Below are 14,491 nucleotides of genomic sequence, written 5' to 3'. Positions count from 1 at the left end.
CTTCCATGTGCAGGGAAAGTCGCCGTATCCGATGGCGACCTCAGGCAGGCTAGCGCGCCACCCGCGAATATCCAAAGCGATGGCACGGGAAAATGGCTCACAGTTTCAGACATCTAACGTTCGCTGCCTTGAGACACACGCGCATCGTAGTTCCACGCGAACTCACCGGAGCACCTCTCTGCGTGCGCGTAGCATTAACGTGGGACGACGGGGCAAGGCGGTCCGCTCGCGCGGCGTGGAGGGGCGAGGACGCAGTTTTTTGCTCGGCCGACGATGTGTTTTCGTGATACATCGCACCAAGAAGGCGTACGTGCGGGGCGCTAACGTGAGATGACGAAGCGTTCTGCTCCGCTGCCCCAGCTCATGGGTGGGATGACGGGGCTTCTTGCACCGTCATCGAAGAAAACTTCCACGTTGAGCCTTGGGCACCAGGTTGCCCTAAGGCAACGGGCTGCACGAGCTTCAGAACCCCGTCGCCGTCACCGTGCATTGGAGCGTCACTATGACCTGACCGTTGAGCGGCAGGCTGGGTATGGTGACGCCGCCGGCCAGCAGCGTAGCCACGGGCAGCGAGGCGGGGCACGTTGCGCCACCCGCGGCGACACAGGTCGCGGTGGTGCTGGGCACGCTGCAGTTCTGTCCGGCGCCGGCCACGTCGGCCAGCACGGCATTGGAGACCGCCTGCGGACCGTTGTTGCGCACGACGATGGTGTAAGTCGCCACCTGCCCAGTGACCACCGGACTCGGCGCGACGGTCTTGGTGACCTGCACTTCCGAGCGCGGCGCGATGTTGGTGTACGTGCAGGTGATCGCGGCACCGGGGAAGGTGTGACCGGTCGCGCCACCCGGGATGGTGTAGGTGGTGCCGGACAGAGTACCGATCGTCGCGCCGCCTGCGTTGGTGCAGGTCGTTGCCGCCGGGACTAGCATCCAGCCGGTGGGCAGGCCGGTCTCGTTGATGGTCACCGCGGTGTTGGGGGCGGTGATGCCGAAGACCTGTACGCCTGTCGTGCCGGCATTGCCATCCACCTGCTCCGGCGCATTTGCAGCACTTGTGGTGACCGTTGCACCGGTATTGCGCGAGGTGTTGGTCAGCGTGAAGCCGAACGGTCCGCCCGCAAGCAATTGCGTGGTCTTGCGCAGTGTCAGCGTGGGATTGCAGGCCTTCAGGTCAGCGACCGTGTAAGTACCGGTGGCGTTGACGTCGTAATAGACCAGCTCGACCCGGGAGATCTGCAATCCCGAGAAATCGAGATAGACCGTACCCCGAAGATCATCAACGTTGGTGTTCGGCGAGCTGAAACGATTGGTGCCCGAGACCCGGGTGATGATGGTCCCGCCGGGATTGAAGCTGTACATGCTGGTGGTGATTGCAATGAGACCTCCGCTCTGGTCGTAAGCGTTGACCGTCACATTGTCGCCCGCATCGAGATCGTGGATCCGGAATGTCAAGTTGCTAACCGGTAATGCTTGAGCGAGGTCTGGACTGCGGAACGAATAGGTCGACAGGATGTAGCGCGTGGCCGAGTCCGCGTTGCCGTTGTGGCCAATCCGCACGCCCACGTCCGCGTCGATGTGGTCGTTGTCAATGATGTTGGTATTGAGGATGCCCGCCGCCCCTCCGACTACGGCGTGCGTGACTTGCAGTCGCGAATTGCCGACGTAAACGTTGTTGGCATTGATGATGGTCTGGCTAGGCCCCTGGTTGTCGTAGGGGGCCAGCGGATTGGTGCTACCCGTCGGACAGGTCTGCGCCCGCGCCGTTGCCCCGACCAGCAACAAGACCCCCATGACAGCCGCTGCCATGCCCTGGCGCACCGTACACGTCTTCATTAGCTTCCCCACGTCCTGACTCGAATGATGGCTGCGGCAAGAACGACCGACAGGGAGGCTTCAACTATGACCCTGTGCCGCAGGCATGTGACCTTGCTGCCGACTTAATCGGGTTCCGGGAAGGAATCAGGACACGGCACCCTATCGTCGTCAACAGAGTGCTTTCGGCGAATACGATTGCCCCCCTCCGGCGAACACCAGGCATCCCCGCCCGGTGGCGAGACCGAGCGTCCTGTCCGTGATGACGCTCGCGATATAGCCAGTTCACCCTCAGCGTACCCGGGCGCCGGTTCCAGGCCAAGGCGTCTCCCTGTCTGCAGCCCCGCCGTTCAACGACCCCCCATGAATTCCGCCATGCTTCGCGCGCTGGACCTGTTCGACCGCTTCGTCTCGCTGTCCGGCGCTGCCCGCAAGCAAGCCCTCGACCAGCTCGCCGCCACGGAACCTGAGGTTCACCAGGCGCTTCGGCGGCTGCTCGCATCCGACGTCACGCCGCCCCACGGCAGCAAACTGCGCAACGCCTTCCTCGACCTCCCCGACGGACTGCTGTTCCACGAGCCCGACGAGCCGGATACCCGGCTGGGTCAGCGCATGGGCCCATGGCGCATTACCGGCCTGCTCGGCACCGGCGGCATGGGCGCCGTCTACGAGGCCGAGCGCGCCGACGGGCAGTACCAGCAGAGGGTCGCCCTGAAGTGCATCCGCCAGGACCGGACCAGCGAGCGGCTGATCGATGGCTTTCGCAGCGAGCGCGAGATCCTGGCCAGCCTGGACCACCCCGGCGTCGTGCCGCTGCTCGACGGCGGCATCGACGCCGACGGGCATCCCTGGTTCGCGATGCGCTACGTGGCGGGCACGCCCATCGACGCCTGGTGCGACAGCCGACGTGCAAGCGTGCGCGAGCGTGTGGGCCTGCTGTTGCAGGCCTGCGAGGCACTTGAATATGCCCATGCGCAAGGTGTGGTGCACCAGGACATCAAGCCCTCGAACCTGCTGGTGACCGATGCCGGGCAGGTGCAGTTGGTGGATTTCGGTCTGGGCGTCTATCTGAACGGCTCGAACCGCACGCAGCGCCTGGCCGTGTCGCATGCCTATGCCGCACCCGAAGCGACGACCAGCGCCACGCCCGCGGCCGCTGCCGACATCTGGTCGCTCGGCATGGTCATGTACCGTCTGCTAGCCGGCGCCTTGCCGCGCACACGGTCGCACCTGATGAATGTGGCCGGCGCCAGTGTGGACGAGGTCGCCACCGCTGCCCTGTCGCAGCTGGCGGCTGGCGCTTCCGCCGAAGCCGCCCGTCGTCGCGGTTGCCGCACTTCCACGATGCTCGCGCAGCGTCTGGCCGGCGATCTCGACGCGATCGCGCTGCGCTGCCTCGCCCACAAGCCCGCCGATCGCTTCGACAGCGTCCAGCGGTTGGGCGCGGATCTGCGCGCATGGCTGGATGCACGCCCGGTCGCGGCGCGCTCGGGCGGCTGGGGTTACCGCGCGGGACGGTTCCTGGTGCGCCACCGGCTGGCCGCCGGACTCGCGTGCGTGCTGGTCGCCACCATCGCCGGCAGCCTGTCTACCCTGGCCTGGAAGCAACGCCGTGCAGATGAAGCCGCGGAAGCGGCACGAATGATGGGCGAGGTGTTTGAAAAAACGTTGGGCACCGCCACGCTGTCCGGACTCGGCGAGACGCCGATGTCCTCGCGCGGGCTGCTCCAGGAGACCGAAGAACGCATGCGTCGCCTGCCAATGGGCCGGCATCCGCAGGTGCTTGCGCAGGGTCTGGGTATTCTGGCGCGCAACCACGCGGTGCTGGGCGACTACCGGGGCGCCGCCGCACTCGCGCACGAAGCCGCTTCGCTGGATGAAGACGACGAAACCGGCAGCCGAACCCGGGCGACGCTGGCGGCCTTGCTCAACCTGCAGGGCCAGCCCCGCGACGCCGCTCGCTTGGCCGAAGGCACATTGCGGTCGCTGCCGAAGGACGCTGATCCGCGGGTTCGCCAGCAAGTGCTGGCCGAGCTGGCGCGTGCGCACTGGCACCTGGCCAACCACGCACAAGCTCGCAGCATGCTGAACGCCGCCATCGGGGTCGCGCGCCAGGCCGACGATGCGCCAGCGCAAGCGGAACTGCTGACGCAGCGTGCACAGTGGGCCATCCGACTGCAGCGCTTCGCCGACGCCGCCCGCGATACGCAGCATGCCGTGGCGCTCGCAGGCAGGTCGCACCCGCTTCTGGCCAGTGATGCGCGCAGGGTGGGGGCCCAGAACCTGATCATGCAGGAGCGATACCGCGAGGGACACGCGTTGATTGAGCGCGCGCTGACCGACTACCGCGCCCTGCTGGGCGAAGAACATCCGCTGGTCGGACGCACCCTGCGCATCGTCGCCGCGCTCAAGTGCAGTAGCGGCGAGCTGGACGCCTGCGGGTACGCGCTGGATCGAGCGGAACAGATCATCACGCGGCACTACGGCCCGCAACACCCGGAGTATGCCGAACTGCTCCAGGTGCGCGCGCTGCAGTACGCCTTGGGGCAGGGCCGCAAGGCGGCAAGCATCACGCTACTTCGCCAGGCCGAAGCGCTGTTGCGCGCCGCATACCCCGAGGATCACAACGCGGTGCAGCACGTGCGGTTCATGATCGCGCGGCGCCTGCTGTACTGGCCGGAGGCATCGCCGCAGTCCCGAATGGAGCAACTGGCCGAGGCCATCCACCGGTTCGAGTCGGTCCAGGCCAGCTTCGGCCGCAGCGGGCTGCCAGTGCGCCCGCTGGACCGACTCTCACTGGCCGAAGCGCTGGAGGCGCGTGGCGCCCCCGACGACCTGCAGCGGGCGCGCATGCTGCTGGAGGCGAACGTGGCCACACTGAAGGCCTTCCCTCCCACCTACAGCGTTTACTTCCGCAACGACTTCGAGCGTGCACGACTGGCGTACCAGGCCGACGATGACGCGGCGGCGGAACGGATCCTCGACGCACTCATTCCTGCGCTGGAGGACTACCTCGCCGACCCGGCGCTGGCCGGCACGCACAGCGGGCTGTCCACCGACAACAACCGTCGCTCGCTTTCGCTGGCCTGCGCGCTGCGCGGTGCATTGCTTGCCCGGGCCGGTAAGACCGTCGATGCGCGCCACTGGTTGGTGCGCTCCGCTGACGCGCTGGTGGCGATCCGACCAGAGGATTCGATGGCGCAGGAAGCGGCGATGCGTCTGACGATGTTCGATCGAACCGGCAAGGTGTCGCTGTGATGATTCTCCTCGTGGGACGGGACTGAATACATGTGCGGCCACTGCACCGAGCGCGCCGCGCTCGCCGAGCGTGTCCGGGCTTTGGCCCGCGGCGAGCAGCCTGCGACCGATCCGCTGCTTCTTCCTGTCCACCTGCAGGAAGCGGATAACTGGCGCCAGCTCGTGGGAGCGCTATCGGTAGGCAAGGACACTCTCGTGGCCATCGTGGCGATGTGCCGTGCCTGGACAGATGTCATCAACGGCGTCGAACCGCCTGCGTCAATCGAACAACGGGTGACGCCATCGGTGCACGCCCGCCTGGCGGAGTGGCGTGCCGTGCTCGTCCTGCCCCATGCCTGGCCGGGTCTGCATGCGGACCGGCTGGCACCGGACGTCCTGCCACCGCTGGAAGTGGCGCGCGTCGAACTGGACGCCTACCTCGCCGGCTGGCTGGGCCTTCGCGACCGGCCGGGTCCACCTTGGAACGACGCGATGCTGCACGAACGGTTACCCCGCGTATCGGTCGCGCTGGATATCGTGGCGCGCGACGCGCCGGACGATGCCCGCCTCACTGCGCTTGCCCTCTCCTCACCCGGCGCCACCTCGCCCTTCAGCGCGATCGACCTGTGGCTACAAAGGCGCGCGCTGCAGGCGCTCGCCGCCCGCCACGGCATCGCCTTCGTGACCGGCCTGCTGCCGCACCTGCGCACCGGCGCCGTGCTGGCGCTGGTGCTGCGTGGCGACCTGGACGAAGCCGCACTGCTCACGTTGCACGCCGCCCTGCGCGACCGGCCGGACGACGGCAACGAGGGCGCCAGCGACCTGCGGACCGCGCTGGCGCTGCTGCTCGACGCCGCGCCGGCCGCGACCGCCTGATACCCGCCCTCGTACGTTGGCGACGCGCGCCGGCGGACGCATTCCGCGCCGGCCCGCGTACGTCTCCCCTAAAGCGCCATGTAGAAAACATCCTCCGGCAGCAACGCCGGATCCAGCGCCGCCTTCAGGTCCACGAACAGGCCCTGCGGACGCAGCGACTGCTCAGCCTGGTCGTAGATGCGGGCCATGAATTCCGCGTGCGGTACTGCCAGCACCAGCACGTCCAGATCGCCCCAGTCGGTCTCGTCCTCCAGCTCGATGCCGAACGCGGCACGGCTTTCGTAAACATCGGCGCGCGGATCGGCGATGTGCGCCTGGATACCGTAGAGCGCCAGCGCCTGCGCCAGTTCGACCGTCTTCGAATTGCGGATGTCCGGCACGCCTTCCTTGAAGGTGATGCCGAGCAGGCCGACCCGTGCCCCGCGGACGCGCGTCTCCTGCGCGGCCATCGCCAGCACGATCCGGCTGGCGACGTACGCGGGCATGCCCTCGTTGACCTGGCGGGCCGCCAGGATCACCCGCGGGTGGTAGCCCGAGCGCTGCGCCGCGTCGGCCAGGTAGTAAGGATCGATGCCGACGCAATGTCCACCGACCAGGCCCGGCGTGAACGGCAGGAAGTTCCACTTGCTCCCCGCCGCGCGCAGCACGTCGGCGGCGCGGATGCCGAGCAGGCCGCAGATCTGCGCCATCTCGTTGATCAGCGCGATGTTGACGTCGCGCTGCGTGTTCTCCAGCAGCTTGGCCGCTTCGGCCACCTTGATGGAGTCGACGCGATGTACGCCCGCGCCGACCACCGAGCCGTAGACCGCAGCCACCAGGTCGAGCGTGCGGCGGTCCTGCGCCGCGACCAGTTTGACGATCGAGGCGAAGTCGCGCCGGGTATCGCCCGGATTGAGCCGCTCGGGGCTGTAGGCGATCTGGAAGTCCACGCCACAGCGCAGTCCGCTGGCGCGCTCCAGCGCCGGACCGCAGACCTCTTCCGTCGTGCCGGGGTACACCGTCGACTCGATCACCACCGTCGCCCCCGGCGCCATGACCTTGCCGATCATCGTGCACGCATCCTCCAGCATGCCCAGGTCGGGCTTGCCGCCCGGCGTCAGCGGCGTGGGGACCGCCACGATGAAGACATTGCTGTCGGCCAGCGCCGCCGGGTCGGAGTGCAGCTTCAGCCGGCTGTGCACCAGGATGTCCTGCGCGACTTCACCGCTGCAGTCGATGCCGTTGCGCAGCGTCGACAGGCGGGTCTCGTCCACGTCGAAGCCGACCGTCGGGAACGTGCCGGCCATCGCCGTGGCCACGCGCAGGCCCACGTAACCGAGCCCCACCACGGCGACGGCCACATGGCCGAGCAGGCTGGCGTCGCCGGCCGGCGGCGGATCGTCGTAGTGTTCGATGCACGCCGCCGTGCAGGCATGCGCTGCGGGAGTCTCGTCCAGCAGCGACAGATCGCCAGCCGACGCCTCGTCGTACCCGGCCATGGCGGGACGATCGGACTTCGAACGGGAGTGCGGAAGCTCACGACGCTCCATGGTGTCGCTCCAGCCATCGGCCTGCGGATTTCGCTGGATGCCAAGATGCGACGCGGTTGGCGGAAGGTCACCCTCCAAAAGGACGGCACATTCGTGCGCCGTGTCCCCGTCCTGTCACTTCTGAAAAGTGAACTCACACCAGACAGGCGGCATGAGGATCGGGCGTACAGTGGCCTCATCGCCGACGCCGATCCGCCGAGGCCGCTTGCACCGCCCCACTGCCGTTGCGCACGCAACCACACGGCGGCGCGGAAACGGAACGTACCCGCCGGGTACGTCGTGGCCCCAGGACGACGCCACCGCCACGGGTGCCGGGTCGGCACCAGCTGCACGTTGCGATCAGAGACACCATGTCGTCCGCGGCTCCGCACATCCTGTCCACCAAGCTCCGCCCGCCGAGCCGGCCCGCGGATGCCATCGAGCGCCCGCGGCTGGCGATGCCGCAGGTCGACACGCTGCCCAAGGTCGTGCTGGTCGTCGCCGCGGCCGGCTTCGGCAAGACCACGCTCATCACGCAATGGCACCAGCATCTGGGCGTCCGTGCCGTCTGGCTGTCGCTGGACCGCAACGACCAGGACCCCTTCATCTTCGTGCGCCACCTGATCGCCGGCTTCAACCGCACGCAGGCGGTGATCTCGGCGGCGACGACGAGCTTCGTGGAAGGCCGCGTGTCCGCGCTCGACAGCGACGAAACGACCATCAGGATCGTCAACGACCTCGATGGCCTGGACGAGGATCGCGTGCTTTTCCTGGACGACTACCATGTTGCGGAAAATCCCGCCCTCAACGATCTGGTCCACCAGCTCATAGAACGCTCGTCCCCGCGCCTGCACGTGGTGATCGCCAGCCGGGTGGCACCGGCGCTGCCAGTCGCCCGCTACCGCGGCCGCAATGCGCTGCGCGAACTCGGCGTGCGCGACCTGACCTTCAACCGCAGCGAGGCGGACGCCTTCCTCGCGCAGGCCCGCGGCCTGCAACTGGCGCCACGCGAACTGGACCTGCTGCTGCGGCATACCGAAGGCTGGGGCGTGGGCCTGCACCTGACCCGCCTGTTCCTGCAGCACAGCCACGATGCACGCAGCGCGATCCATGGCCTGTCCGGCGATACCCGCGACATCGCCGACTACCTGACCACCGAGGTGGTGCGCCGCCAGTCGCCGGAGATCCAGCAGTTCCTGCTGTATTCCTCGATCCTCGACCGCCTGAACGCCGAAGTCTGCAACGCGCTGCTCGGCTTCGACGATGCGCAGGCGATGATCGAACAGGTCGAGACGCTGGGGTTGTTCCTGTTTCCGCTGGATGCCCGGCGGCGCTGGTATCGCTATCACCACCTGTTCCGCGACTTCCTTCGCGCGCAGCTCAGGCGCCGGCACCCGGAGTCGCTGGCCACGCTCTACCGCAACGCCAGCATCTGGTTCGCCGACGCCGGGCTGCACGAGGAAGCCGTCAACATGGCGCTGGACGCGGACGACTTCGACCACGCCGCGATGCTGGTGGAGCGCTTCGCCGTGGATATGATCAAGCAGGGGCACATCCCGCAGGTCGCGCGCTGGATACAGCGCTTCCCGCCGCAGGTGCTCGAGCAGAATCCGCGGCTGCCGCTGTACCAGTGCTGGGCGGTGGCGCACATGGCCCAGGTCCACCTGGCCGAAGCGCTGCTGCAACGGGTGGAAGCGGCCATCGACACGCTGTGCCATGGCGTCGACGAGGCACGCCGCGTGCTGGAGGGGGAGATCCACACCCTGCGCACCATCGTGGCGCTGATGACCGACGACATCGACCGCACCCGCGCACTGTCGGCGGTGCGCTTTCCGGATGCCCCCGACTACCACTTCCTGTCCGGATGTCTGAACAACGTGGCCGGCCTGGTCGCGCTGGCCCGCGGCGAGTACGCGCACGCGCTGGAATCCACCGCACGCTCCGCCCGCTTCCACGCCGATTCCGGCTGTTCCTACGGCATCTGCTACAGCCATTGCATCACCGGACTGACCTACCAGGCCCAGGGCCGGTTGTCCGATGCGCGCGTGCAGTTTCTGCGCGCGCTCGATGTCGCCGTCCGCGCCAGCGGCGAGCACTCCTTCAACGCCGCGATGCCGCGCGTACTGCTGGCCGCGCTGCACTACGAAGCCAACGAGCTGGACGACGCCTACGCCATCCTCGAGAACGACCTGCCGCTGGTCGACGAATGCGCCTACGTCGACATCCGCACCGGCGGCTTCGTGGCGATGGCCGGCCTGTTGGGCGCACGCGGCCAGATCCATGCCGCCCTCGCCCACCTGGACCAGGCCGTCACGATCAACGTCGAAGCGGCCTTCGAGCGCACCTGCGCGCTGGCCAACAGCGAAAGCATCCGCCTGCGCCTGCTGGCCGGGGACGTCGCCGGCGCGCGGCGTTTCGCGCGCCACAGCGGCATCGCCGACGGCATCGCCCTGCCGACGGTGTGGTCGCGACCGGCGGGCCTGCAGGCGATCAGCCAGTGCCGGCTGCTGATCGCCGAAGGCCATGCGGAGGCGACGATCGCCCCGCTGCAATCGCTGGCCTTGCTGGCCAAGGCGGCAGAACGCCGCGCCCGCAAGATCCAGATCCTGTCGCTGCTGATCGTCGCGCTGGTGCAGACGCACCGGCACGACGCCGCCTTCACCGTCGCCCGCCGGATCCTGGCGCTGGGCGCCGAGGAAGGTTTCCTGCGCAGCATCCTCGACCAGGGCCAGGCGGCCGGCGACACCTTCGTGGCCTTCGCCCGCGACCGCGCGGGCAGCTCGGTGCTGTCGCCGATCGAAGCGGACTACCTGGCACGCATCTGCGCCGCCGTCGGCCGGCATCCGACCGATGCCACCACACCGTTCTCGGCCAGCGTCCGCGTACCCGTCCTGGTCAATGGCGTGGCCGAAACGCTGACCGGGCGCGAGCTCAGGGTGTTGCGCCTGCTCGCGGACGGCGCCACCAACACCCACATTGGCACGACGCTGTTCATCTCGGTCAACACCGTGCGCTGGCACGTGGCCAACATCCTCAGCAAGCTGCAGGTGGAGAACCGTACGCAGGCCGCAGCCGCCGCGCGAGAACTTGGACTGACGACGTAGGACGTTGTCGTCACTGGCACTGGATCGGGTGTGTCGCGCGCTCCAGCGCTGACTGCTCGCGGGTCTCGAGGTCCGGCAGGAAATCGAACCCGGTCGCGTCCTCGATCGCGTCGATGCTGGCCACGAAATCGTCGAGCTGGGAGTTCTCCGGCAACCCCTGGTTGGGCATCACCGCGGCCCAGGCACGCAGCACGCCGGCCGGCGTGCGGTAGACCAGGATCTTCCAGGTGTGGGTGGGAATGACCACGCCGTCGCCGAGGGTATCGACGGTGATGAACTGCACATCGCGCTCGGTGTAGATCATCGGCCCACTGATCACCCACTTGGCCCCGCGCACCGGGCCGGTGGTGCGCGCGCAGGCTTCCAGTCGCGCCCACTGGCCGCGGTTCATCGCGCGATGCTGCGGCACCGCATTGGAGAGATAGAACGTGTCGCTGATGCGCGGCTCGCTGCTGGAATGCGCCTCCGCCGGTGCCATGTGGCCGATGTCGATGGGGAACAGGCCGGCGCGCGTGCGGTGCTGCGAGGAGCCGGCGTAATCGGCCGGCACCGCTCGCGCCTGCTGCAGTGACGGATCGGCCTTGAACGACAGCCCGGCACGCTCGACGTTCTTCTGCAGCGAGCGCGTGGTGTAGGTCTCGCACACCCAGTACGGCGTCTTCAGGTCGGCGCTGTGCAGCAGCGCGTACCCGGCACGCACGACGCGTTCGGTCGCACCAAAATCCAGTCCGCGACGCGGCACCGGTTCGCCGAAGGGACAGTGCGAAGCAGCTGACGTCGACGCCCGCGCGGTCGTCGCGGTCGTGACCGCGTCTTCGGTCGCCGGCGGTGGGAGCGCGGCATCGCCGGCGAGCGCGGATGGGTCAAAGGCATCCTCCGCCATCGCGACGGACGTGCCCTCGTCATGGAAGTACGGACGGCTGACCGCATCGGAGGGAATGCGGCTCGGCACCTGCTTCACCGCGACCTCGCCCGGCACGGCACGCGTCGGTCCCCGCGTCGTGCAGCCGGCGGCCGCCACGCCGAGGAATAGCAGCAAGGCCAAGCGCGGCCACGGACGAAGGTGCGGTGGAAGGCGCATCGTGGGCCTCCGGTTGTCGGGCAGGCGGACGGGTTCCGCGCAACGACCGGCCTGGCCGGTCGCACGGATCGCAGGGATCTCTCCTGCTGACACGCAGGTGCCTGCGCGGGTCGGCCATCGTTGGATCAGACGACCCCGCCGGGTCAAGGCCGAGCGCAGCGCGGTGCCCCGCATGGTGTCGCTCGGCTCGGAACGAGCCTGCTCATCACGACATCGGGACCCACGCCGGCGAAACCCCGTTTCGTGAGCACCGTTCGTGGTGAGCCTGTCGAACCACGCTCTTCGCGATGGATCGACAAGTCATGACGCTGCTGCATGACGGTGAAAAGCGTGGCTCGACAGGCTCACCACGAACGGGGATCGAGGGACGGGATCAGGCAAGCGGACTTGTCGCACTTTTCCGATGCTCTGCACCGGCGCAGGCGCCATGATCCAGCCATTGCTTGGACACGGCGCCAACCCGCAATACCGACATCACCTCGCACCATGCCGCTCGCGGATCACCTGCAGGCGTTCGCGGTAGTACAGGGAGTCGGCGGCCTTCTCCGGCGGGTGGTCGGCCAGCCAGTCCAGTGCCTGCTGCAGGATCGCGGGCTTGTCGGCCTCGGGGGCTTCCATCGCGGTGTCCACGCGGTCGAGTTGCAGGATGACGTCTTCACGGGTCGAGGCGGTCATGGGGGCACTCCATCAGGAAAGGCCCCAGCCTAGTTCGCGCCATGTATGCGTCGCGTCATGGCGATGCGGTATGCGCGCGCCTGCCCAGTTCGATCAGCATCCGCGCGGCCAGGTACAGGCGCGGCGGAATGGAATCGATCTCGATGTATTCGTTGCGCGCGTGGTAGCCCCAGCCCGCCAGTCCCAGCCCTTCCAGCACCGCGGCCTTGCCGGACCGTCCGGCGAAACCGGCATCGGTGCCGCCGTTGGTGGTCGGGTGCATCAGCAACGTGCGGCCATCGAGCTCGGCGTAGATGTCGCGCGCCAGATCGGCCAGCGCGCGGCCGCGGTCGCCGGCCACGTAGATCGGGCGCAGCGGTTCCAGCGTCACCGTCGTGGTGGTGTCGGGAATCAGCGGACGTTCCTTCACCTTCGCCTGCAGCGCCGCGAGCAGCTTCTCGTTGCTGTCGGCCTGCATCACCCGCACGTCGCCCCCGGCTTCGGCACGCTCGGGGATCTGGTTGCGCGCGTTGCCGGCATTGGCCGTGGTCCAGTTGAGTTGCGCGCCAGGGACGGTGGCGGCCACGTCCTTCGTCTGCACCAGCTGGTGCGCCAGTTCGAGTAGCGCGTTGCGGCCCTGCTCCGGCGCGGCGCCGGCGTGCGCGGACAGGCCCTGCACGCTCATGCGCACCTGCGAGGTGCCGGCCGCGCTCAGCAGCACGCCTTCGTGTTCGATCACCGCCTTGGCCGGCGAGGGCTCGAACGACAGCACCACGTCGTGCGCGGCGGCGAGCGTGGCGATGGTCTCGCCGGAACCGGGCGAGCCGATTTCCTCGTCCGGATTGAACAGCACCGTGACCGTGGCGTAATCGTTCCAGGCGCGCGCCTTCAACAACGCCATGGCATGCAGGATCACCGCAATGCCGCCCTTGTCGTCGGCGATGCCGGGGCCGTACAGCAGGCTGCCTTTTTGCTGGTACGGCTCGCGCGCCAGGATGCCGCGGTCGTACACGGTGTCGGCGTGGGCGATCAGCATCACCTTCAGCGCGCCGTTGCCACTGAACACGCCGCGCACCAGGTCCGGGCCGCCGGTCGCAGAGGGCATGCGGTCGACCTTCGCATCCAGCGCGCGCAGCCGCGTACCGAGGTACGTCATCAGCGTGGCGACGCCTTCGTGGTCGGTGGAACCGGATTCGGTCGTCACCAGTTCGCGCAGCGTTTCGATCACCGCCGGCTGCGCCTGCGTGGCGGCGTCACGCAGCGCCGTGTCGGCCTGCGCGGCCCAAGCCTGCGCGCCGACACTGGCGGTGGCCAGCAGCAACACGGCGGTGTGCAACGCGGTACGTGCGATCTCCATGGCGTCACTCCTGTGCGTGGGGGCGATCAGAACCGGTATTCCAGCCCCAGGCCGGGGCCCTGCATCGTGGTGTCGAAGCGGAAGCCGCCGCCGGTCTCGAAGTCGGTCGACAACCGCCGGTAGCCGGCGATCACCGCGAAGCGTTCGTTGATGTCATAGCCGGCCAGCAGCATCAGGTCGGTGGAGAGGTCGGATTCGCCGGTGCCGGCCAGCACCCAGCCGCCGACGAACACGCCGTTGCCGAAGCCGTGCCGTCCCTTCACGCCGACCTGCGCATCGACCCAGCGGTGCGACTGCTCGCCCGAATACTGCTGTGGCACCGGCGGCGGTGTCGGCACGGGCACGGCGTACGCCAGGCGCACGCGCGCCGACCACACGCGCACGCCGGCTATCAGGTCCAGGTGGGTGGCGTCGCGTTCGACCAGGCCGTAGCGCCAGGCGAGCAGACCGCTGGTGGTGCGCGTCTTCAACCGCACCGGCAACGCGGCGCCGGCGACCGGCACCTGCACGGTGGTGGAGAGCTTGGCGAACTGGCCGTCCAGCAGCAGGCCGTGGCGGCCCCTGCGCGCCTCGAACGCGCCCATCGCGCCGGCGTCCAGTTCCTCCAGCGAGTCGCGGAAGCTCTTGGAGGTATATACCGTCACCGGCAGCCGCGCGTGGGCGAACGAGCCCTCGGTCGACGAGCCCCAGACATACGGCGTCAGCCGGAACGTCCACGCATCCGCGGCCTGTGCCTGCGCCAGCATCGGTGCGCTGCACACCAGCCCCGCCAACACCCTGACACGCCATGTGATCGCCATGCCGTTCCCTCGTGGTGGCCGTCGCCCCTGCCCCGCGACGGGCGGCGGAACCGCTGCCTTGC

9 protein-coding genes are annotated in these 14,491 nt (G+C 68.3%); 3 read left to right on the top strand and 6 right to left on the bottom strand.

Translation table 11 applies throughout. The features are described from left to right. Positions 1-462 precede the first annotated feature (462 nt). Complete coding sequence (locus ASD77_RS08375; RefSeq protein WP_055939882.1) at positions 463-1,833, bottom strand: DUF11 domain-containing protein; 1,371 nt, start codon at positions 1,831-1,833, stop codon at positions 463-465. Positions 1,834-2,187: 354 nt separating this feature from the next. Here ASD77_RS08375 and ASD77_RS08370 point away from each other — a divergent pair, with 354 nt between their 5' ends. Beyond that, positions 2,188-5,070 carry a serine/threonine-protein kinase gene (locus ASD77_RS08370; RefSeq protein ID WP_162247616.1) on the top strand — a complete coding sequence of 961 codons (2,883 nt, stop codon included), beginning with the start codon at positions 2,188-2,190 and terminating at the stop codon, positions 5,068-5,070. 30 nt (positions 5,071-5,100) lie between these two features. Then, entirely contained in the window at positions 5,101-5,925 is an 825-nt protein-coding gene (locus tag ASD77_RS08365; RefSeq protein ID WP_055939877.1) for a hypothetical protein, read from the top strand. A gap of 68 nt (positions 5,926-5,993) precedes the next feature. Here ASD77_RS08365 and ASD77_RS08360 read toward each other — a convergent pair whose 3' ends face one another. Continuing rightward, complete coding sequence (locus ASD77_RS08360) at positions 5,994-7,403, bottom strand: nucleotide sugar dehydrogenase (protein WP_082563184.1); 1,410 nt, start codon at positions 7,401-7,403, stop codon at positions 5,994-5,996. A gap of 401 nt (positions 7,404-7,804) precedes the next feature. Here ASD77_RS08360 and ASD77_RS18310 point away from each other — a divergent pair, with 401 nt between their 5' ends. Continuing rightward, positions 7,805-10,537 carry a LuxR C-terminal-related transcriptional regulator gene (locus ASD77_RS18310; protein WP_055939875.1) on the top strand — a complete coding sequence of 911 codons (2,733 nt, stop codon included), beginning with the start codon at positions 7,805-7,807 and terminating at the stop codon, positions 10,535-10,537. Between the two features lie 10 nt (positions 10,538-10,547). Here the strand turns inward: ASD77_RS18310 and ASD77_RS08350 are convergent, their stop codons facing one another. From ASD77_RS08350 to ASD77_RS08335, 4 genes are all read right to left on the bottom strand, one after another. Next, positions 10,548-11,618, bottom strand: a complete 1,071-nt coding sequence (locus tag ASD77_RS08350) for a DNA/RNA non-specific endonuclease (RefSeq protein WP_162247614.1) — start codon at positions 11,616-11,618, stop codon at positions 10,548-10,550. 474 nt (positions 11,619-12,092) lie between these two features. Next, positions 12,093-12,293, bottom strand: coding sequence for a hypothetical protein (locus ASD77_RS08345; protein WP_055939871.1), 201 nt, complete (start codon positions 12,291-12,293; stop codon positions 12,093-12,095). Between the two features lie 55 nt (positions 12,294-12,348). After that, on the bottom strand, positions 12,349-13,629 hold the full coding sequence (locus ASD77_RS08340; RefSeq protein WP_082563182.1) for a glutamate carboxypeptidase: 1,281 nt from the start codon (positions 13,627-13,629) through the stop codon (positions 12,349-12,351). A 26-nt stretch (positions 13,630-13,655) separates the two neighbouring features. Next, the gene (locus ASD77_RS08335) at positions 13,656-14,429 is read right to left on the bottom strand and encodes a hypothetical protein (RefSeq protein ID WP_156383528.1); all 774 of its coding nucleotides are present in this window, start codon (positions 14,427-14,429) and stop codon (positions 13,656-13,658) included. Positions 14,430-14,491 lie beyond the last annotated feature (62 nt).

Origin of the sequence: Pseudoxanthomonas sp. Root65 (assembly GCF_001427635.1) — a bacterium.
Classification (GTDB): domain Bacteria; phylum Pseudomonadota; class Gammaproteobacteria; order Xanthomonadales; family Xanthomonadaceae; genus Pseudoxanthomonas_A.
Note: the sequence above shows the minus strand (reverse complement) of the source record. Positions and strands in the feature narration are given on the sequence as shown.

Bases quoted from the DNA above. Each gene is read 5' to 3' on its own strand.
- ASD77_RS08375 (WP_055939882.1), bottom strand. From the start codon at position 1,833: ATGAAGACGTGTACGGTGCGCCAGGGCATGGCAGCGGCTGTCATGGGG.
- ASD77_RS08370 (WP_162247616.1), top strand. From the start codon at position 2,188: ATGCTTCGCGCGCTGGACCTGTTCGACCGCTTCGTCTCGCTGTCCGGC.
- ASD77_RS08365 (WP_055939877.1), top strand. From the start codon at position 5,101: ATGTGCGGCCACTGCACCGAGCGCGCCGCGCTCGCCGAGCGTGTCCGG.
- ASD77_RS08360 (WP_082563184.1), bottom strand. From the start codon at position 7,403: ATGGCCGGGTACGACGAGGCGTCGGCTGGCGATCTGTCGCTGCTGGAC.
- ASD77_RS18310 (WP_055939875.1), top strand. From the start codon at position 7,805: ATGTCGTCCGCGGCTCCGCACATCCTGTCCACCAAGCTCCGCCCGCCG.
- ASD77_RS08350 (WP_162247614.1), bottom strand. From the start codon at position 11,618: ATGCGCCTTCCACCGCACCTTCGTCCGTGGCCGCGCTTGGCCTTGCTG.
- ASD77_RS08345 (WP_055939871.1), bottom strand. From the start codon at position 12,293: ATGACCGCCTCGACCCGTGAAGACGTCATCCTGCAACTCGACCGCGTG.
- ASD77_RS08340 (WP_082563182.1), bottom strand. From the start codon at position 13,629: ATGGAGATCGCACGTACCGCGTTGCACACCGCCGTGTTGCTGCTGGCC.
- ASD77_RS08335 (WP_156383528.1), bottom strand. From the start codon at position 14,429: ATGGCGATCACATGGCGTGTCAGGGTGTTGGCGGGGCTGGTGTGCAGC.